Below are 19,116 nucleotides of genomic sequence, written 5' to 3'. Positions count from 1 at the left end.
CCCGCATGGGTGACGTACTGGCCGGATTTCATGCCGCCTGGGAGTTCGACTCCGACTCCGTGCTCATCCGCTTCGAACGGGGGATCCGTACGCCGAAGCTCTTCCAGGCGCTCGGTGAGCGCCGTATCCCGATCGAGGCGATCGCAGCGGTGACGCTGACCCCGGGCAAGCGCGGGACGGTCGTCTTGCGTGCCGAGCCGAGACCGGGCGCGGACCCCCTGATGGAGGCGGCGGCGGGACAGCTGAAGGAAGCGTGCGATCCCTACCGTCTGGTGCTGCCCGGCGACCGCGAGACGCTCGCCGAGTACTACGCCGACGAGCTGCGGGCTCAGCTCATTCCCGACGACGCGGCCGAGGCAGAGCGGTATCTGGTGGAACCGCCCGAGACGCCGCTGCAGTTCAAGGCGTACGACGGGAAGGCGTCCTTCGACGGCAAGTCGGTGTCCTTCCGCTGGTTCTGGACGGGCGCCTCGTCCGCCAAGTGGAAGGCGGGCGATCAGAGTTTCGCGGTCTCGGAGCTGAGCGGCGTCGAGTGGCGGTCGCCCGAGGTCTTCGAGGGCCATCTGCGGCTGTTGCACCGCGACCCGGCCTACACCCAGCCCGCGCAGGCCGACCAGGATCCGGCGGCGGTCGTCTTCGGCCTCGGTTACGGGCCTGTGCACGAGTCGCTGCCGTTCGCGGCCTCGGTCCTCGCGGCCGTACGCGCCGCCGGTCCTCCGGCGAAGAGTGACGGCGCCCCGGCTGCACGGCACCGTGATCCCGCGGACATCGCGGAGCGGATCCGGCATCTGGGGGAGCTGCACCAGGCGGGGCTGGTGACGGACGAGGAATTCACGTCTAAGAAGGCGGAGTTGCTGGCGGAGTTGTGACGGTCGTCGTGCGGTGACCTGTTGTGCCGCGAGTTGGCGTGCAGTGGCCGGACGTTCTGTGACCGGCCGTTCTGTGACCGGCCGGTCCGCGATCGGCCGGTCCGCGATCGGCCGGTCCGCGATCGGCCGGTCCGCGATCGGCCGGTCCGCGATCGGCCGGTCCGCGATCGGCCGGTCCGCGATCGGCCGGTCCGCGATCGGCCGGTCCGCGATCGGCCGGTCCGCGATCGGGCGGTCCGCGATCGGGCGGTCCGCGATCGGGCGTGCGTGACTCGTCGTCATACCGCTCGTACCTGGGTATGACGTGCGGATGGGCTCTCAGGTAGGACGCGGTGGTGGGATCTTCGCGCCTACGCTGATCAGGCCATGAGCAATGCAGCGACTCCTCCCCGTCAGGAGCCCCGCGCACCGGCCGAAGAGCGGTCCGGGCACGGGGTGCGGCACCGTGCGCTCGCCGCGCTGCGTGAGGCCGCGACGGCCTTCGTGCCGCCGAGCGGTGCGGCCGAGCCCCTCTTCGCCCACGCGCCCAAGCGGTGGATGCGGCGGCTGCCGTATGTGATCGTGCTGGGCTTCGCCGCCGTCCTGGTGCCGGTCACGGCCCAGGTGCTGGGGACCGACTACGGGGTGAACGACGGTTTCTCCGGGGCGCTCGGCTTCGCCCAGGCCGCACCTCTGCTGCTGGCCGTTAGCCGACCGCTGGCCGCGTGGTGGATCGTCTTCGTGGCAGATGTCATCGGGGCGATCGTGCTGTTGGGCCACGACGACGGCCAGCCCTCTCCCTTCACCGCCATGGTCATCGTGGGCTATGTGGTGCTGTGCCTGGCGCTCTCCCTGCGCGAGCCGCGCCGCACCGTGATCGGCGTCTGGGGGGCCACCGTGGCCGCGAGCCTCGTGCTGGGCGCGCCCCACGCCCCTGAGAGCCAGGACACCAGCGTGCTGATGATCGTCCTCAGCGGTGCCGCACTGCTGCTGGGCACCCTGATACGCGAGCGCGGCGAGACCCGGCGGCGGCTCGTCGAGCAGGAGACCATCAGCGAGACCGAGCGCGCCCGGCGCACGCTTCTGGAGGAACGGGCCCGTATCGCAAGGGAGTTGCACGACGTGGTGGCCCATCACATGACGGTGATATCGGTCCAGGCGGACTCCGCTCCGTACCGGCTCAGTGGCGTCTCCGACGACATACGCAGGGAGTTCGAGTCGATAGCCGTCGGGGCCCGTGACTCGCTGGGCGAGATGCGGCGGCTCCTCGAGGTGCTGCGCAGTGAGGACGCGCGGGACGAACGGGCGCCGCAGCCGGGCCTGGACAAGCTGCGCCAGCTCGTCGAGGCCACCAGACGCGGAGGTGTCCCGGTCGAACTGTCGCTTCCGAAGCCGGTTCTCGAAAAGGACGAGGAGGGGTGGCCGAAGGTGTCACCGGCCGTGGACCTGTCCGCGTACCGCATCGTGCAGGAGGCCCTGTCCAACGTGGTGCGGCACGCCCCCGGCGCCCCCACCCAGGTGTCGCTGTCCACCGACGGCCGGCATCTGACGGTGCTCGTCGTCAACGGGCCCGCGGAGAAGCCGGTTTCGGGCCTGGAGTCGAGCGGCACCGGGCACGGTTTGGTCGGCATGGGCGAGCGCGTACGGCTGGTCGGCGGCACGCTGGATGTCGGACCGCTGCCAGGTGGTGGGTTCCGGGTGGCGGCGCGGTTGCCGGTGGCCGAGCCCTCGTCGTCCGCGGAGGAGCCGGCATCGTCTGCGGTTGAGCCCGCATGGTTTACGGCCGATCCCGCATCGTCCGCGGAGAGACCCGTGGCGCCCATGGCGACCGCGGATCCTGCGGATCCCGCAAAGGAGCCGGGCGCTTCATGACCATCCGCGTGATCATCGTCGACGACCAGGCCATGGTTCGCGCCGGTTTCGCGGCCCTGTTGGCGGCGCAGAGCGATATCGACGTGGTGGGCGAGGCGGCGGACGGCAGAAAGGGTGTCGAGCTGGCCCGTGGCACGCGGCCCGACGTCGTGCTCATGGACGTACGGATGCCGGAGATGGACGGACTGGCCGCGGCGCGCATACTGCTGGACCCACAGGAGGAAGACAAGGACCACGAGACCTACGACGACGGGGCCGCCGTCAGCCGGCCGAAGGTGCTGATGCTCACCACCTTCGACGCGGACGACTACGTGTACGAGGCGTTGCGTGCCGGAGCCTCCGGGTTCCTGCTCAAGGACGCGCCGCCCGCGGACCTGATCGCGGCGGTGCGGGTGGTGGCCGCGGGGGACGCGTTGCTCGCCCCGAAGGTGACGCGCCGTCTGATCGCGGACTTCGCGCAGCAGCGGCCCGCGCAGCGCAGAAGACCCGCCGTTCAGCTGGACGGCCTGACACCGCGTGAGACGGAGGTCGTTGAGCTGGTCGCCCGCGGGTTGTCCAACCAGGAGATAGCGAACCATCTGGTGCTGGCCGAGCAGACGGTGAAGACCCACATAGGCCGCGTACTGGCGAAGCTGGACCTGCGCGATCGCGCGCAGGCGGTGATCTTCGCGTACGAGTCGGGGCTGGTCACGCCCGGCGACCGGTGAGCCGCCGGGCCGGACGGCTCCGCGCTGCTCCCGGCGGGGAGGCGGTCGCGGGGATGTGACACTTGCCCGCGCGACTGTCACATTTCCGCGACCGACCACCTGACCGGGGAGGTATCGCCAGCACCTCATGGACGCCGGGCGGGAACCGACCCCGCAGCGGGACCTACTCTCGGCCCGCCGACGTGAACGTCATGTCGGCGTACCGGTTTCCGGCCACCTTGGAGGCGATCGGCTCCAGGAGGGCCAGGTCCTCCTCGTCGAGGACGATGCGGGTGGCGGCCACGTTCTCCTCGATGCGGCTGCGCTTGCGGGTGCCGGGGATGGGGACGACCGGCAGGTTGTGTGTCGTCGCCTGCTGCTGGACCCACGCCAGCGCGATCTGTCCGAGCGAGGCGCTGTGGGAGTCGGCGACCGCGCGTATCGGCTCGAGGAGGTCCACGTTCGCGGCCGCGTTCTCGCCCGTGAAGCGGGGCTGCATACGGCGGAAGTCGTCGGCGGTCAGGTCCCTCTCGGCGTTGGCGAAGGAACCTGTGAGGAAGCCGCGGCCGAGCGGCGAGTACGGCACCAGGGCAACGCCCAGTTCGCGCGCGGCCGGTACGACACCGACCTCGATGTCGCGGCTGAACAGCGACCACTCCGACTGCACGGCCGCGATCGGATGCACGGCCTGGGCCGCACGCAGTTCGCCGCCGGTGACCTCGCTCAGCCCGAGGTGCTTGACCTTGCCCTCGCGGACCAGCTCGGCCATGGTGCCGACGGTTTCCTCGATGGGGACGTTCGGGTCGCGGCGGTGCATGTAGTAGAGGTCGATCACGTCGACGTCCAGGCGCTTCAGGCTCGCCTCCACGGCCTGGCGGATGTACGGCGCGTCATTGCGGATGATGCGCTTCGTCGGCTCGTCCGGCGGGATCGACAGGGCGAACTTCGTCGCGATGACGACCTCGTCGCGGTAGGCCTTGAAGAACGGGGAGAGGAACTTCTCGTTCTCGCCCTGGCCGTAGGCATCGGCGGTGTCGTAGAACGTGACGCCGAGTTCCAGCGCCCGCTCCAGGGTGGCCCGTGCCTCGTCGGCGTCCGTGGGGCCGTACGCGAAGCTCATCCCCATGCAGCCGAGGCCCTGTACGCCGACCTCGGGGCCGCCCGTGCCGAGTTCCACCTTCGCGATCTTGCTGTCCGTCATCGGGACCTCTCCGACGCCAGGGCCTGCCCGGCGTCCGCGTAGAAATTGATCTTCCGGTCGAGCACGGCGAGCGTGTCCTGGAGTTCGGCGATCCGAGCCAGTACGTCCTCCCGCGTCGTCTGCAGCAGCTCGAAGCGCTCGCCGTAGGTGTGGTCGCCTTCGCGCACCAGTTCCGCGTACCGCACCATGTCCGCGACCGGCATGCCGGTCAGACGCAGCTTGCCGACGAGGTCGAGCCAGTCGAGGTCGCGGTTGCTGTAGCGGCGTTGCCCGGTGTGGGAGCGGTCGACGTGTGGCATCAGTCCGATGCGCTCGTACCAGCGCAGGGTGTGCGCCGTGAGGCCGGTGAAGGCGACGACCTCGCTGATCGTGTAGTGGTCCTGTCCGTCCGGACGCCGGTTCGCGGTGCTGAACGGGGCGGTGCAGCTGTCGGTCTTGGTCCTACTGGTGCTCGTGGTCTCCGTCACCGTCATGGCCTCAACGCTAGGACGTTGGAGTGCACTCCAAGCAAGCGGATTCCGGCGAAATCCACGGGACTGTCCGCGGCCGAGGCCGCTAAGCGGCCTCGGTAAAGTCCGGGGCGCGTACCGCGCCCGTAAGGGGCGCGGGGCTGTGACATGTGCGGCTCCGCCGCGATGGGGGTCCCCCCGCTCATGGGGGTCCCCCCGCTCGAGCGGAGTCGAGAGTGGGGGAGCAGCCGAGAGTGGGGGAGCGACCAGCCCCCACCGGACCCGCTGGCTCATTGCCGTTCCTCCGGCGAAGCGCCTAGCGTGCGGCGCATGAGTCTCGTACGCCGTGCCACCCCCGAGGACGCGGAGGAAGTGCTCCGGCTGCGTCAGGTGATGATCGACTCGGTCCATGCGACCGATTCCTCCACGGAGTGGCAGGCCGAGTCCCTGCCGACGCTGCGCGCCCGGCTCGCGGACGCCGAGGGCGAGTTCGCCGCCTTTGTGGTCGACCACCCTTCGCGGCTCGGCGCGCTGGCGGCGCTCGCGGTCGGGACGATCGAGTACCGGATCGGTCGGGCGGGGAACCCGCACGGGGCCGTCGGGTACGTGTTCAGCGTCGCCACCGACCCGGACGCGCGGCGCCGCGGTTACGCCCGCGCCTGTATGGAGACCCTCCTGGACTGGTTCCGAGAGAAGGGCGCCGCCCAGGTCGATCTGAACGCTTCCGCCGAAGCCGAGCCGCTGTACGCGTCGCTGGGCTTCGTACGCAAGCCGGACCCCTCGATGCGGCTGACGTTCTGAGCCGCATAACCTCGTACGCATGTCCCTCAAGAGCCTGGCGTTGATCGAGAACTGGCCGGTGCCCACCGCCGCCGCGGCCGTCGTGCGTGCGGACGGTGCGGTCCTCGGGTCGTACGGCCCGACCGGGCACCGTTTCCCGTTGGCCTCGGTCAGCAAGCCGCTCGCCGCGTACGCCGTGCTGGTCGCGTACGAGGAGGGGGCGATCGAGCTGGACGAACCGGCGGGTCCGCCTGGCTCCACGGTTCGCCATCTCCTCGCGCACACCTCCGGACTGGCCTTCGACGAGCACCGGGTGACGTCGGCGCCCGGGGAGCGGCGGCTGTACTCCAACGCCGGGTTCGAGGTGCTCGGGGACCATGTCGCGAAGGCGACGGACTTCGCGTTCGCGGATTATGCGCGGCAGGCGGTGCTGGAGCCGTTGGGCATGGCGTCGACTGCGCTCGACGGCTCGCCCGCCAAGGACGGTGTCTCTACCGTCGACGATCTCGTTCGCTTCGCGGCCGAGGTGCAGGCGCCGCGGCTGCTCGACCCGCGGACGGTCGCCTCGGCGATGACGGTCCAGTACGCCGGTACGAAGGGTGTCCTTCCGGGGTACGGCCACCAGAACCCCAACGACTGGGGGCTGGGCTTCGAAATCCGGGACTCCAAGTCGCCCCACTGGACGGGGAGTTCGTCCTCCCCGCGAACCTTCGGCCACTTTGGCCAGTCCGGTACGTTCCTTTGGATCGACCCGGACGCGGGGGTCGCCTGCGCGGCTCTCACGGACCGGGCGTTCGGGCCGTGGGCGATCGAGGCCTGGACGCCGTTCACGGACGCGGTACTGGCCGAGCTGTAGCGCGGTCGGCCGCGGGGGTCTCGCCCTCTCCCTCCGTGTCGATGTGCGGCAGGACCTTGTCCAGCCACCGGGGCGTCCACCACGCGTGCCGGCCCAGCAGGGTCAGTACCGCGGGCACCATGAGCAGGCGGACCACCGTGGCGTCGATGAGCACGCTGACGGCGAGGCCCAGGCCGAGCATCTTGACCACGATGTTGTCGCTGACGATAAAGGCCGCGAAGACGCTCGCCATGATCAGTGCCGCGCAGGTGATCACGCGCGCGGTGATCTCCAGCGCATGGGCAACCGAGGCCTTGGCATCCCCCGTGCGCAGCCAGGCCTCGTGCACGCGGGACAGCAGGAAGATCTCGTAATCCATGCTCAGTCCGAAGATGATGGCGAACATCATCATCGGCACATAACTCTCGATGGGCACCTTGCCGTTGACGCCCATCGCGGGCCCGCCCCAGCCCCACTGGAAGACGGCGACGACGACGCCGTACGAGGCCGCGATCGACAGGACGTTGAGGACGGCCGCCTTGAGGGCCACGAGCAGGCCGCGGAAGACCGCGAGGACGATCAGGAATGCCAGGGCGACCACCACGCCGATGATCAGCGGCAGCCGGCTCGCGACGATGTCGCGGAAGTCGACCTGCGCGGCCGTCGTCCCGGTGACATAGCCCTTGGCGTCGGTGCCGGAGACCGCCGCGGGCAGGGTGTCGTCGACGAGCCGGTTCACGAGGTCCGTGGTGTCCGCGTTCTGCGGGGACTCGGCCGAGTAGACGGTGCCGAGCAGGACGTCTCCGTCCTTCGTCGGCGTCAGCGGCGTGACGAAGGAGGTTCCGGACACGCCGTTCAAAGTCTGCTGGGCGTGCGAGGCGAGATCCGAGCGCTGTGAGTCCGGTACGGAGGTTTGGTCGATGACGACGGTGAGGGGCCCGTTGGAGCCGGGGCCGAACGCGTCGGTCATCAGGTCGTAGGCCCGCCGGTCGGTGAAGGACGTGGGGTCGGCGCCGTCGCCGATGTGGCCGAGCTGGATGGCGAACACGGGGATGGCCAGCACCGCGATGGTGGCGAGGCCCGCCGCCAGGAACCGCAGGGGTCTGCGCTCCACGCGCTGGGCGTAGCGGTGCCAGGTGCCATGGGCCTCGGTACCGTCCTCGGCACCGGATTCGGCACCGGATTCGGCGACCGGGCGGCGCACCGTGTAGCGGTCGATGCGGCGGCCGATCAGGCCGAGCAGGGCCGGGACCAGGGTGAGTGCGCCGAGGACGGCCGAGACCACCGTGACCGCCGCGGCGACGCCGAGTTTGCCGATGAAGCTCACGCCGGACACCCACAGCCCCATAAGGGCGACGATCACCGTCGTACCGGACACGAGCACCGCACGTCCGCTGGTGGCGTTGGCGTGGCCGGCGGCGCGCACCGGGTCGGCGCCGTCCATGAGGTTCTGCCGGTGACGGGTGATCAGGAAGAGCGCGTAGTCGATGCCGACGCCGAGGCCGATCATCGTGGCGAGGGTGGGTGACACCGTGGCGAACGTGAACGCGATGGCGAGCAGCCCGAGGCAGGCGAGTCCGCCGACCACGCCGATCAGCGCGGTGATCAAGGGCAGTCCGGCGGCGATCACACTGCCGAAGCCGATGAGCAGGACGACGACGGCGACCGCGAAGCCGATCAGCTCGCTCACCCGGTCGTCGGCGTCGGGTCGCGCCAGCTCGCCCAGCGATCCGCCGTACTCGACCTCGGCGCCGGCGTCCCTGAGCGGCTCGACGGCGTCGTCGACTCCGTCGAGGTAGCCGTCGCCGAGGAGGGACGGCTGCTCGTCGAAGCGGATGGTGACGTAGGCGGTCCTCCCGTCGGAGGACACCGGGCCGACCTTTGAGGAGGTGGCGTCGAGTGGGTTCTGCACGGACAGGACGTGCGGCAGTTTCTGCAGGTCGGCGATGGTGGTCGACATCTGCGAGCCGAGCGAGGTCAGGGCCTTGTCGTCGTGCAGGACGATCTGGCTGCTGTAGCCGCCGGCCTGCGGATCGTGCTCCTTCAGGACGTCCAGGCCTTCCTCGGACTGCACGTCGGACAGGGCGAAGTCGTCGGAGTACGTCCCGCCGTGGAGGTGGTTCAGCGCCTGCAGCCCGCCGAGGGCCACCAGCCAGGCGACGATCACGATCACGAAGTGGCGGGCGCACCACTCCCCCAGACGTCGCAGACCCCCTCTCGGTGGTTTGCCCCGCCCCCCTGTGCCTTCGCGGTTGGCCATGGCCCCGGTTTCTGCCGAGCGAGTGTCCGACCCGTCCATTGGACGCCTCTTGGATCACTCCCGCATCTCGGGCCCCACGCCTGTCCAACAGCCGCTAGCCGGCCATCTCCCAGATCAGCAGCTCCGCCGCGCTCACGCCCACCGCTTCCAGGTCTTTCGCATCAGTGAGCCGCGCCGAGTCGCCCGGGCCCAACTCCGTGCCGTCGAGCAGTACTTCGCCCCGTACAGCATGGACGTAGACGTACGCCCCGTCCGGCACAGCCGTCCGCTCCCCTGCCCCGAGCCGCCGCACATGCAGCATCGCCCCCGCCTCCGGCACCGCGTACGGCGTGGAGTCCGCGATTCCGTGGACGATCTCGTACGCGGGATCGCCGCCCGGCGACAACGGAGCGAGCCACATCTGGACGAAGACCAGCGGCTCAGACCCGTCGTTGCGTTCGACGTGCCGTACGCCTCCCGCCGAGCTGAGCCGCTGCACGTCCCCGGGCCGGACCACCGACTCGTGGCCCGCCGAATCCCGGTGCGTCAGTTCTCCCGAGACGACCCAGGTCACGATCTCCGTGTGGCTGTGCGGGTGTTCGTCGAAGCCCGCGCCGGGGGCGAGCCGTTCCTCGTTGCAGGCGATGATCGCGGCGAAGCGGAGGTTGTCGGGGTCGTAGAAGGGGCCGAAGGAGAAGGCGTGCAGGGACTCGATCCCGGCCGCCGGGTCGCCTCCGCGGTAGCGCTCGCCGGAGCGCCGTACGTCCATCACGCAGCCCACCGTAGACCCGCGGCGGCCCGTCTTCTGAGACCCGCCGCCGCACACTCCCGTCCGGATAAGGCAGTCTTGTCCCGTGCCCGAACCCGAATCCCACGCCACCAAAGCCGCTGCGCACGCCGCTCACGCGCACTCCGCGACCCTGAAGCGGCTGGAGAAGTCGTCCGGCAGTCTCGCCGCGCAGGCCATCGCGCGCATGGACGAGACGCTGCCGTGGTACCGGGCGATGCCTCCGGAGAACCGGTCGTGGATCGGGCTCGTCGCCCAGGCCGGTATCGCCGCCTTCACCGAGTGGTTCCGGCATCCGGACGCCCCGCAGGCCATCTCCACCGACGTCTTCGGCACCGCCCCCCGCGAGCTGACCAGGGCGATCACGCTGCGCCAGACCGTGGAGATGGTGCGTACGACCATCGAGGTCATGGAGTCCGCGATCGAGGAGGTCGCGGCCCCCGGCGACGAGTCCCTCCTGCGCGAGGCCCTCCTCGTGTACGCCCGCGAGATCGCCTTCGCCACCGCCCAGGTGTACGCACAGGCCGCCGAGGCACGCGGTGCCTGGGACGCCCGGCTGGAGTCGCTGGTAGTCAACGCCGTCCTGTCCGGCGAGGCCGACGAGGGTGCCGTCAGCCGGGCGGCGGCGCTCGGCTGGAACTCGCCCGAGCATGTGTGCGTGGTGCTGGGCACGGCCCCCGACGGTGACAGCGAGCTGACCGTGGAGGCGATCCGGCGGGCCGCCCGGCACGCCAAGCTCCAGGTCCTCACCGGAGTCCTCGGCGACCGGCTCGTCGTCATCGCCGGTGGCAGTGACGATCCGCTGGGAGTCGCCAAGTCGCTGATCGGGCCGTATGCGGCGGGACCGGTCGTGGCGGGGCCCGTCGTGCCCGATCTGCTCGCCGCGACCCGGTCCGCGCAGGCCGCCGCCGCCGGACTCAAGGCGTGTTTTGCCTGGCAGGACGCCCCGCGGCCGGTGCTGGCCGACGATCTGCTGCCGGAGCGCGCGATCGCCGGCGACCCCGCGGCGCGCGAGCAGTTGGTGGAGGAGATCTACAGACCGCTGGAGGAGGCCGGGTCCGCTCTCCTGGAGACTCTGAGCGTGTATCTGGAGCAGGCGAGCAGTCTGGAGGGCGCCGCGCGGATGCTCTTCGTTCACCCGAACACCGTGCGCTACCGGCTTCGACGTGTGACTGACGTCACCGGTTGGTCACCCTCCGATGTACGATCCGCCTTCACACTCCGCATCGCCCTGATCCTGGGGCGTCTGGCCGATGGAGATCCCCAGCTCTAGGCTTTTGTCGGGGCCCCACAAAACCCCCTGCTGTTCTTCGTCCCTGTCCCCACGGGCGGCGTCGGCCGTCCACAAGAGAGAGTGTGAGAGTGCTCGTACTCGTCGCTCCCGGCCAGGGCGCCCAGACGCCCGGCTTCCTGACCCCCTGGCTCGAACTCCCCGGCGCCGCCGACCGTCTCGGCGCGTGGTCGGACGCCATCGGCCTCGACCTCGCCCACTACGGCACGCAGGCCGACGCGGACGCGATCCGTGACACGGCGGTGGCGCAGCCGCTCCTCGTCGCGGCCGGACTCCTGTCGGCGTCCGCGCTCGGCGAGGTGGCACCGAGTGCCGTCGCGGGCCACAGCGTCGGCGAGATCACGGCCGCCGCCTTCGCGGGCGTACTGGACGACGCAGCCGCCCTGGGACTCGTACGCAAGCGTGGTCTTGCCATGGCCGAGGCCGCCGCGATCACCGAGACCGGCATGTCGGCGCTGCTCGGCGGTGACCCCGAGACGACGATCCCGCATCTGGAGAAGCTCGGCCTCACCCCGGCGAATGTGAACGGCGCGGGTCAGATCGTCGCCGCCGGCACCATGGAGGAGCTGGCCGCTCTCGAGGCCGACAAGCCCGAGGGCGTACGACGCGTCGTGGCCCTCAAGGTCGCGGGCGCCTTCCACACGCACCACATGGCCCCCGCGGTCGCGAGCCTGGAGCAGGCCGCGGCGGAACTGACCCCGGCCGACCCGAAGATCACGTACGTCTCGAACAAGGACGGCCAGGCTGTCGCCACCGGCGCCGAGGTGCTGTCCCGCCTGGTCGGCCAGGTCGCCAACCCCGTTCGCTGGGACCTGTGCATGGAGACCTTCAAGGAGCTGGGCGTGACCGCGCTGGTCGAGGTGTGCCCGGGCGGCACGCTGACCGGTCTCGCCAAGCGCGCCCTGCCCGGTGTGAAGACGCTGGCGCTCAAGACCCCTGACGACCTCGACGCTGCTCGCGAGCTCATCGCCGAGCACGCTGCCTGAGAAGGAGCCCGAGAGCATGTCGAAGATCAGGCCCAGCAAGGGCGCCCCGTACGCCCGGATCATGGGCGTGGGCGGCTACCGTCCCACCCGGGTCGTGCCGAACGAGGTGATCCTCGAGACGATCGACTCCTCCGACGAGTGGATCCGCTCGCGCTCCGGCATCGAGACCCGTCACTGGGCCTCCGCCGAGGAGACCGTCGCCGCGATGTCCATCGAGGCCTCCGGCAAGGCGATCGCCGACTCCGGGATCACGGCCGAGCAGATCGGCGCGGTGGTCGTCTCGACCGTCTCGCACTTCAGCCAGACCCCGGCCGTCGCCACCGAGATCGCCGACAAGCTCGGCACGAACAAGGCCGCCGCCTTCGACATCTCGGCGGGCTGCGCGGGCTTCGGCTACGGCCTCACGCTCGCCAAGGGCATGGTCGTCGAGGGCTCGGCGGAGTACGTACTCGTCATCGGCGTCGAGCGGCTTTCCGACCTCACCGACCTGGAGGACCGGGCAACGGCCTTCCTGTTCGGTGACGGTGCGGGTGCGGTCGTCGTCGGCCCATCGCAGGAGCCGCACATCGGCCCGACGGTCTGGGGCTCCGAGGGCGACAAGTCCGACACGATCAAGCAGACCGTGCCGTGGGACAAGTACCGGATCGGCGACGTGTCCCAACTGCCCCTGGACTCCAAGGGCGAGATCAAGTTCCCTGCGATCACGCAGGAGGGCCAGGCGGTGTTCCGCTGGGCCGTGTTCGAGATGGCGAAGGTCGCTCAGCAGGCGCTGGACGCGGCCGGAATCACCGCGAACGACCTGGACGTCTTCATTCCCCACCAGGCCAACGAGCGGATCATCGACTCGATGGTGAAGACACTCAAACTGCCGGAGCATGTCACGGTCGCGCGTGATGTGCGCACCACCGGCAACACCTCGGCCGCCTCGATCCCGCTCGCTATGGAGCGGCTCCTGGCGACCGGCGAGGCGAAGAGCGGCGACACCGCGCTCGTCATCGGCTTCGGGGCGGGTCTCGTGTACGCCGCGACGGTCGTTACCCTCCCCTAGGCACCCCGTGCCAGGTCCGTCTCGGACCCGGTCGGGAACCGCCACACCCTCTGGATATCTACGAAGGAGCGCCTCACATGGCCGCCACTCAGGAAGAGATCGTCGCCGGTCTCGCCGACATCGTGAACGAGATCGCCGGGATCCCGGTTGAGGACGTCCAGTTGGACAAGTCCTTCACCGACGACCTGGACGTCGACTCGCTGTCCATGGTCGAGGTCGTCGTCGCCGCCGAAGAGCGCTTCGACGTCAAGATCCCGGACGACGACGTCAAGAACCTCAAGACGGTCGGCGACGCCACCGAGTACATCCTCAAGCACCAGGGCTGAGCAGGCCGCTGAGCCCAGGGCGCTGGGGGTCCTTTCACCAAGGGCCCCCGAAGGCCCCGCCACCCGGCGGTGGCGCCGCTGATCCTCGTAAACGTTGGAGAAAGAATTCCCGTGAGCCCGACCAATCGCACCGTGGTCGTCACCGGTATCGGCGCAACCACACCGCTGGGTGGCGACGCAGCCTCGACCTGGGAGGGTCTGGTCGCCGGTCGTTCCGGTGTCAAGCCCCTGGAGCAGGAGTGGGCCGCCGAGCAGGCGGTCCGTATCGCGGCCCCGGTCGCCGTGGAGCCGACCGAGGTCATCCCCCGGCCGCAGGCCCGCCGCCTCGACCGCTCGGCGCAGTTCGCGCTGATCGCGGCCAAGGAGGCCTGGGCGGACGCCGGTTACACCGACAAGGCCGGCGAGGGCGCTGACGTCGACCCGAACCGCCTCGGCGCGGTCATCGCCTCCGGCATCGGAGGCGTCACCACGCTCCTCGACCAGTACGACGTACTGAAGGAGAAGGGCGTACGCCGCGTCTCCCCGCACACCGTTCCGATGCTGATGCCGAACGGCCCGTCCGCCAACGTGGGTCTCCTCGTGGGTGCCCGCGCCGGCGTGCACACCCCGGTGTCCGCCTGCGCTTCGGGCGCCGAGGCCATCGGCTACGCGATCGAGATGATCCGCACCGGCCGCGCCGACGTGGTCGTCGCCGGTGGCACGGAGGCGGCGATCCACCCGCTGCCCATCGCCGCGTTCGGCAACATGATGGCGATGTCCAAGAACAACGACGACCCGCAGGGTGCCTCGCGCCCCTACGACATGGCGCGCGACGGCTTCGTCCTCGGTGAAGGCGCGGGCGTCATCGTCCTCGAGTCGGCCGAGCACGCCGCCAAGCGCGGTGCCCGCGTCTACGCGGAGGCGGTGGGCCAGGGCATCTCGGCCGACGGCCACGACATCGTGCAGCCGGAGCCCGAGGGCCTCGGCATCTCGCACGCCCTGCAGAACCTGCTCGACAACACGGACCTCAACCCGGCCGAGATCGTGCATGTGAACGCGCACGCCACCTCGACCCCGGCCGGCGACGTCGCCGAACTGAAGGCGCTGCGCAAGGTCTTCGGTGACGACACCGACCACTTCGCGGTCTCCGGCACCAAGTCGATGACGGGTCACCTCCTCGGTGGCGCGGGCGGCGTGGAGTCGGTGGCGACGGTGCTCGCCCTGTACCACCGGGTGGCCCCGCCGACCATCAACATCGAGAACCTCGACCCGGAGGCCGAGGCCAACGCCGATGTCGTCCGCGGCGAGGCTCGCAAGCTCCCCGTCGAGGGCCGCATCGCCGCGCTGAACGACTCGTTCGGCTTCGGCGGACACAACGTGGTGCTGGCGTTCCGAACCGTCTAGTACTTCTGTCCGGCTGTTTCCGGCCGCCGGAGATCGATTTCCGGTCGTACGTCGTGTGATGTGCGTCTACGTGACGAAGGGCCCCACCGTCTGGTGGGGCCCTTCGCGCGTGTTCGAGTCGGCGTCAGACGACCTGGTGGAGCCAGCGAACCGGCGCCCCTTCGCCCGCGTACCGGAAGGGCTCCAGCTCGTCGTCCCAGGGTTTGCCGAGGAGCTTGGTGAGTTCGGACTCCAGTTCCGTCTCGCCGCTCTGGGCGCGGACGAGGGCCGCGCGCAGCCGGTCCTCGGGGATCAGGATGTCGCCGTGGATACCGGTGACGGCGTGGAAGATGCCCAGGTCAGGGGTGCAGCTATAGCGCTCGCCCTCCGCGGCGGCGGATGGCTCGGCGGTGACTTCGAAGCGCAGCATCTGCCAGCCGCGCAGTGCCGAGGCCAGTTTGGAGGCGGTGCCGGACTCGCCCTGCCAGGAGAACTCGGATCTCCAGGTGCCCGGCGCCGCGGGCTGCCGGATCCAGTCGAGGTTGACGCGTGTGCCGAGCACGCCCGCGACTGCCCATTCGACGTGCGGGCACAGCGCGCGCGGCGCGGAGTGCACGTAGAGAACTCCACGTGTCGTCACTGGGACCTCCGGGCAGAGCATTGCATCTTGTAACTTGGCGGAACCTCGGTGGCGGGGCAGCCACGTGGCGAGGCTACCGTGCGAGGGCGCAAGGAGGGTGACGTACCGTCGGTCCCAGCGCCCCGAAAACACTGAGGTTCACTCGGGGGGACGCCCGTATTACGGGTTACCGTTGCACGATTAGCGAGGAGATCCGGGGATGCGGAAACGTGGTTACCGATCACGTGCAGTTGCCGCCGCAGCGGCGGCGGCGCTTCTCGGCATCGTGGGGACAGCCGGCTGCGACGCGGTCGGCGGCAACGCGGCAGCCCCCACCAGCACCTCGCGGTCGAAGCCGGAGCCCCCTGCCTGGAACCTTGCCCCGAAGTCGATCGCCGCGGTCGGCGACTCCATCACGCGCGCCTTCGACGCCTGCGAGGTGCTGACCGACTGCCCCGCGGTCTCGTGGGCGACCGGCACCGACGCGAAGGTCAACAGCCTCGCGGTGCGGCTGCTCGGGAAGACCGGGGCCGCCGAGCGGAGCTGGAACTACGCGAAGACCGGCGCCCAGATGGCCGACGTGGACGACCAACTGGCTCAGGCGGCGACGAAGAAGCCGGACCTGGTGACGGTGCTGGCCGGCGCCAATGACGCCTGCCAGCCGACGGTGGACGCGATGACTTCGGTGAAGGACTTCCGCGCCCAGTTCGTGGACGCGATGACCACGCTGCGTGAGACGTCGCCGAAGACCCAGGTGTTCGTGGCGAGCGTGCCCGATCTGAAGCGGCTGTGGTCGATCGGCCGGACCAGCGAGCTCAGCAAGCGGATGTGGAAGCTGGGCATCTGCTCCTCGATGCTGGCGGACCCGGATGACCTGGGCACGGCGGCGACCTCGCGGCGCGACAAGGTGCAGGACCGGGTCAAGGAGTACAACGCCGTTCTGAAAGACGTGTGCGAGAAGGACGAGCGGTGCCGCTTCGACGGCGGAGCCGTCTACAAGTACCGGTTCGAGACTCCACAGTTGAGCACCTGGGACTGGTTCCACCCGAGTACGAGCGGCCAGAAGCTGCTGGCGGAGATGGCGTATCGCGTGGTGACGGCGCCGAAGCCGGACGAGTTGAAGCTGCCGACCGGCTCCGGCTGACGGACGAGGCGCGCGCAGGGGCCCGTAAGGGCCCCGCTGCCGTCACACGTCGATCGTCGTCGTGACCCGTAGGTCCGCGATCGACCGGCCCGCCTCCACCTCGTACGAACCCTTCACGAACGCCCACGCGTCAGCGGTCTCCTCCCAGATCTCGAAGGCGCGGCGCGGAAGTTCGACGCTGACCTCGACGGTCTCACCGGGCGCGGCCTCGACACCCGCGAAACCGGCGAGCCACCGCACCGGCCGCTCGGAGTCGGTCTCCGTCGGCGCGAGATAGACCTGGACGACCTCGCGGCCCGTGCGCGTACCGGAGTTGGTGACGCGAACCGTGACGGTGCTGCCCTCGACCTTGACCGACTCGTACGTCCAGTCGGTGTAGCCGAGGCCATGACCGAAGGCGTACGAGGGAGTCCTGCCCTCCTTCTGCCAGGCGCGGTAGCCGATGAACACGCCCTCGCTGTACGGGAGTTCGCCGTCGACCGGGGTGACCTGGGTGACCGGGGCGTCCGTCAGGGAGCCCCAGGTGGTGGGGAGTCGGCCGCCCGGTTCGTACGCGCCGGTCAGCACGTCGGCCAGTGCGGCGCCGCCTTCCTGGCCGGGGAACCAGTCGAGGAGGACGGCGGCGACCTCGTCGCGCCAGGGAAGTTCCACCGGGGAGCCGGAGTTGACGACGACCACGGTGTTCGGGTTGGCGGCGGCGACCGCGCGGACGAGGTCGTCCTGGCGGCCGGGGAGGCGCAGGTCCTTCCGGTCGAAGCCCTCGGACTCGACGAGTTCGGTGGTGGCGACCACGACAACGGCGGTGTCGGCGGCGCGGGCGGCTTCGACCGCCTCGGCGATCAGTTCGTCGGGGTCTCGCTGCGGCTCCCGGTGGGCGAGCGTGAAGGTGACGACCGGCATCGGGATGCCTTCGGGGAGGGCGAGGACGTAGGTGAGGGTGACGTCGACGGGCTCGCCCGCGATCAGTTCTGCCTGCGCGCGGGGCGTCGGGGCCCGGAGGAACGACTCGAAGCGGTCGTCCGACTCCGGGCGCTGGACGTCGTCGAAGTACGTGGTGCCGTCGATGGTGAGCGTGAACGCCCCCAGGCCCTTGATGCCGAAGGTGTGCGCGCCGCTCTCGCGCGGGGTGAAGGTGCCGGTCAGCTCGACGGTGTGGAGGGCGGCGTGGGTGACGCCGTCGGGGAGGTCCGAACCCATCCACTGGATATGACCGTTGGGCGCGGAGCCGGTGCCGATGACGTTGCCGTCGGCGTCCCGGCAGACGGCGCGCAGCTCGAACCCCTGGTCGGCCGGAGTGAGTTCCTGATTCGGGTCGGCGCCGACCGCGTACGTGAGGGTGCCCTCGGGCAGGGCGGCGGTGAGTCCGTCGAGCGGGGAGACGATCCGGGCGGGGAAGACGGTGGCGGAGCCGCCGCCGAGGACGCGGGCGTCGCGGGCGGCGGCGCCGATCAGGGCGACTCGGTGTCCTTCGGGGAGGGGAAGGGCGCCTTCATTGCGTACGAGCACGAAGGAGCGGCGGGCGATCTCGCGGGCCAGGGCCTCGCCGTCGACGGGTCCGGGCAGCTCGGTTACGGCGGGCTCGGCGCCCTCAAGGATGCCGGTGCGGGCGGCGAGGCGCAGCACGTTCCGTACCGCCGCGTCGATGGTGGCCTCCTCGACCCGCCCGTCCCGTACGGCCTGCGCGAGCGCGTCGCCGTACACGGTCTGCGGGCCGGGCATCGCGATGTCGAGGCCGCTCTCGATGGCGGGGACGGTGGACCGGGCGGCCGTCCAGTCGGAGACGTTGATGCCGTCGAAGCCCCATTCGCCGCGCAGGACTTCGTCGACGAGCCGGCGGTGTTCGGTCATCGTCGTGCCGTTGACCGAGTTGTAGGCGGTCATGATGCCCCAGGGTCGGGCGCCTGCGACGATCACTTCGAAGGGGGCCAAGTAGAGCTCGCGCAGGGCGCGTTCGGAGACCAGGTTGTTCACCGTGAAGCGTTCGGTCTCGGCGTCGTTCGCGACGAAGTGCTTGACGGTGGTGCCGACGCCGCCCGCCTGCACACCGCGGACGTACTCGGTGCCGATCCGCCCCGTCAGATACGGGTCCTCGCTGTACGCCTCGAAGTGGCGCCCGCCGAGCGGCGAGCGGTGCAGGTTGACGGTGGGCGCGAGCAGGACGTGCACGCCCTTGCGGCGGGCCTCCTGGGCGAGCAACACGCCTGCCCTGCGGGCGAGTCCGGGGTCCCAGGTGGCGGCGAGGGCGGTCGGGGACGGCAGCGCGACGGACGGGTCGTCGGCGGTCCAGCGCACGCCTCGTACGCCGATCGGGCCGTCGGACATGACCAGGGACTCGAGGCCGATCTCGGGCAACGCGGGCAGGGACCACATGTCCTGACCGGCGAGCAACCGCGCCTTCGCGTCGAGGTCGAGCCTGCCGAGCGCGGCTTCGACCACGGCCTCGCGTGCCTGGTCGGCCGGGCGGGTGGGCTCGTCGGCCGGCGGGTTGCCTTGGTGCGCCTGGGCGTTGCCCTGGTTCGGCTGGGCGTTGCCCTGGTTCGCCTGGGAACTGCCGTGATGCGACCCGGAGTTGCCCTGATTACCCTGCGTTCCCGCCATGCCGGTGCCTCCTCATTGACGACGTCCGTGCCGTCCGTCCATCGT

The 19,116-nt window shown here is 70.3% G+C and carries 18 protein-coding genes; 12 read left to right on the top strand and 6 right to left on the bottom strand.

The window, feature by feature from the left end; translation table 11 throughout:
* Nucleotides 1–5: 5 nt before the first annotated feature.
* The 4 genes from OHT21_RS33220 to OHT21_RS33205 all read left to right on the top strand — a co-directional run bounded on the left by OHT21_RS33220 (nt 6) and on the right by OHT21_RS33205 (nt 3,427).
* A complete protein-coding gene (locus OHT21_RS33220; RefSeq protein WP_328771953.1) occupies nt 6–869 on the top strand; it encodes a DUF4429 domain-containing protein in 864 nt (287 codons plus the stop codon).
* Between the two features lie 58 nt (nt 870–927).
* A complete protein-coding gene (locus tag OHT21_RS33215; RefSeq protein ID WP_328771952.1) occupies nt 928–1,140 on the top strand; it encodes a hypothetical protein in 213 nt (70 codons plus the stop codon).
* 95 nt (nt 1,141–1,235) lie between these two features.
* The gene (locus tag OHT21_RS33210; protein ID WP_328771951.1) at nt 1,236–2,720 is read left to right on the top strand and encodes a sensor histidine kinase; all 1,485 of its coding nucleotides are present in this window, start codon (nt 1,236–1,238) and stop codon (nt 2,718–2,720) included.
* Nucleotides 2,717–3,427 (top strand): response regulator transcription factor, encoded by a 711-nt coding sequence (locus tag OHT21_RS33205; protein ID WP_328771950.1) that lies wholly within the window; start codon nt 2,717–2,719, stop codon nt 3,425–3,427. Before OHT21_RS33210 ends, OHT21_RS33205 begins: the two co-directional genes overlap by 4 nt.
* A 163-nt stretch (nt 3,428–3,590) precedes the next feature.
* On the opposite strand, the gene OHT21_RS33200 is transcribed toward OHT21_RS33205, so the two are convergent.
* Complete coding sequence (locus OHT21_RS33200; RefSeq protein ID WP_328771949.1) at nt 3,591–4,607, bottom strand: aldo/keto reductase; 1,017 nt, start codon at nt 4,605–4,607, stop codon at nt 3,591–3,593.
* Entirely contained in the window at nt 4,604–5,080 is a 477-nt protein-coding gene (locus tag OHT21_RS33195) for a MerR family transcriptional regulator (protein WP_328771948.1), read from the bottom strand. Before OHT21_RS33195 ends, OHT21_RS33200 begins: the two co-directional genes overlap by 4 nt.
* A gap of 306 nt (nt 5,081–5,386) precedes the next feature.
* Here OHT21_RS33195 and OHT21_RS33190 point away from each other — a divergent pair, with 306 nt between their 5' ends.
* Nucleotides 5,387–5,857 carry a GNAT family N-acetyltransferase gene (locus OHT21_RS33190; RefSeq protein ID WP_328771947.1) on the top strand — a complete coding sequence of 157 codons (471 nt, stop codon included), beginning with the start codon at nt 5,387–5,389 and terminating at the stop codon, nt 5,855–5,857.
* 19 nt (nt 5,858–5,876) lie between these two features.
* The gene (locus OHT21_RS33185) at nt 5,877–6,692 is read left to right on the top strand and encodes a serine hydrolase domain-containing protein (protein ID WP_328771946.1); all 816 of its coding nucleotides are present in this window, start codon (nt 5,877–5,879) and stop codon (nt 6,690–6,692) included.
* Here OHT21_RS33185 and OHT21_RS33180 read toward each other — a convergent pair.
* Both OHT21_RS33180 and OHT21_RS33175 read right to left on the bottom strand, forming a co-directional pair.
* Nucleotides 6,664–8,931, bottom strand: coding sequence for an MMPL family transporter (locus OHT21_RS33180; protein WP_328771945.1), 2,268 nt, complete (start codon nt 8,929–8,931; stop codon nt 6,664–6,666). The two genes, OHT21_RS33185 and OHT21_RS33180, sit on opposite strands and share 29 nt — an antisense overlap.
* A gap of 94 nt (nt 8,932–9,025) precedes the next feature.
* Nucleotides 9,026–9,679 carry a pirin family protein gene (locus tag OHT21_RS33175; RefSeq protein WP_328774313.1) on the bottom strand — a complete coding sequence of 218 codons (654 nt, stop codon included), beginning with the start codon at nt 9,677–9,679 and terminating at the stop codon, nt 9,026–9,028.
* Nucleotides 9,680–9,764: 85 nt separating this feature from the next.
* On the opposite strand from OHT21_RS33175, the gene fasR reads away from it, so the two are divergent.
* From fasR to OHT21_RS33150, 5 genes are all read left to right on the top strand, one after another.
* Complete coding sequence (gene fasR / locus OHT21_RS33170; protein ID WP_328771944.1) at nt 9,765–10,970, top strand: fatty acid biosynthesis transcriptional regulator FasR; 1,206 nt, start codon at nt 9,765–9,767, stop codon at nt 10,968–10,970.
* Nucleotides 10,971–11,059: 89 nt separating this feature from the next.
* The gene (locus OHT21_RS33165; protein ID WP_328771943.1) at nt 11,060–11,974 is read left to right on the top strand and encodes an ACP S-malonyltransferase; all 915 of its coding nucleotides are present in this window, start codon (nt 11,060–11,062) and stop codon (nt 11,972–11,974) included.
* Between the two features lie 16 nt (nt 11,975–11,990).
* Nucleotides 11,991–13,022, top strand: coding sequence for a ketoacyl-ACP synthase III (locus OHT21_RS33160; RefSeq protein WP_328771942.1), 1,032 nt, complete (start codon nt 11,991–11,993; stop codon nt 13,020–13,022).
* Nucleotides 13,023–13,099: 77 nt separating this feature from the next.
* Entirely contained in the window at nt 13,100–13,348 is a 249-nt protein-coding gene (locus OHT21_RS33155; protein ID WP_152775753.1) for an acyl carrier protein, read from the top strand.
* A gap of 111 nt (nt 13,349–13,459) precedes the next feature.
* Nucleotides 13,460–14,731, top strand: a complete 1,272-nt coding sequence (locus OHT21_RS33150) for a beta-ketoacyl-[acyl-carrier-protein] synthase family protein (protein ID WP_328771941.1) — start codon at nt 13,460–13,462, stop codon at nt 14,729–14,731.
* Nucleotides 14,732–14,855: 124 nt separating this feature from the next.
* On the opposite strand, the gene OHT21_RS33145 is transcribed toward OHT21_RS33150, so the two are convergent.
* Nucleotides 14,856–15,350: a DUF3145 domain-containing protein gene (locus tag OHT21_RS33145; protein ID WP_328771940.1), complete on the bottom strand. Its 495-nt coding sequence runs from the start codon at nt 15,348–15,350 to the stop codon at nt 14,856–14,858.
* Between the two features lie 199 nt (nt 15,351–15,549).
* On the opposite strand from OHT21_RS33145, the gene OHT21_RS33140 reads away from it, so the two are divergent.
* Nucleotides 15,550–16,473, top strand: coding sequence for an SGNH/GDSL hydrolase family protein (locus tag OHT21_RS33140; RefSeq protein ID WP_328771939.1), 924 nt, complete (start codon nt 15,550–15,552; stop codon nt 16,471–16,473).
* Between the two features lie 42 nt (nt 16,474–16,515).
* On the opposite strand, the gene OHT21_RS33135 is transcribed toward OHT21_RS33140, so the two are convergent.
* Nucleotides 16,516–19,071: a glycoside hydrolase family 3 protein gene (locus OHT21_RS33135; RefSeq protein WP_328771938.1), complete on the bottom strand. Its 2,556-nt coding sequence runs from the start codon at nt 19,069–19,071 to the stop codon at nt 16,516–16,518.
* Nucleotides 19,072–19,116: the final 45 nt, after the last annotated feature.

The organism is Streptomyces sp. NBC_00286 (assembly GCF_036173125.1).
Lineage (GTDB): Bacteria > Actinomycetota > Actinomycetes > Streptomycetales > Streptomycetaceae > Streptomyces.
This window is presented reverse-complemented; position numbering and strand designations above follow the sequence as displayed.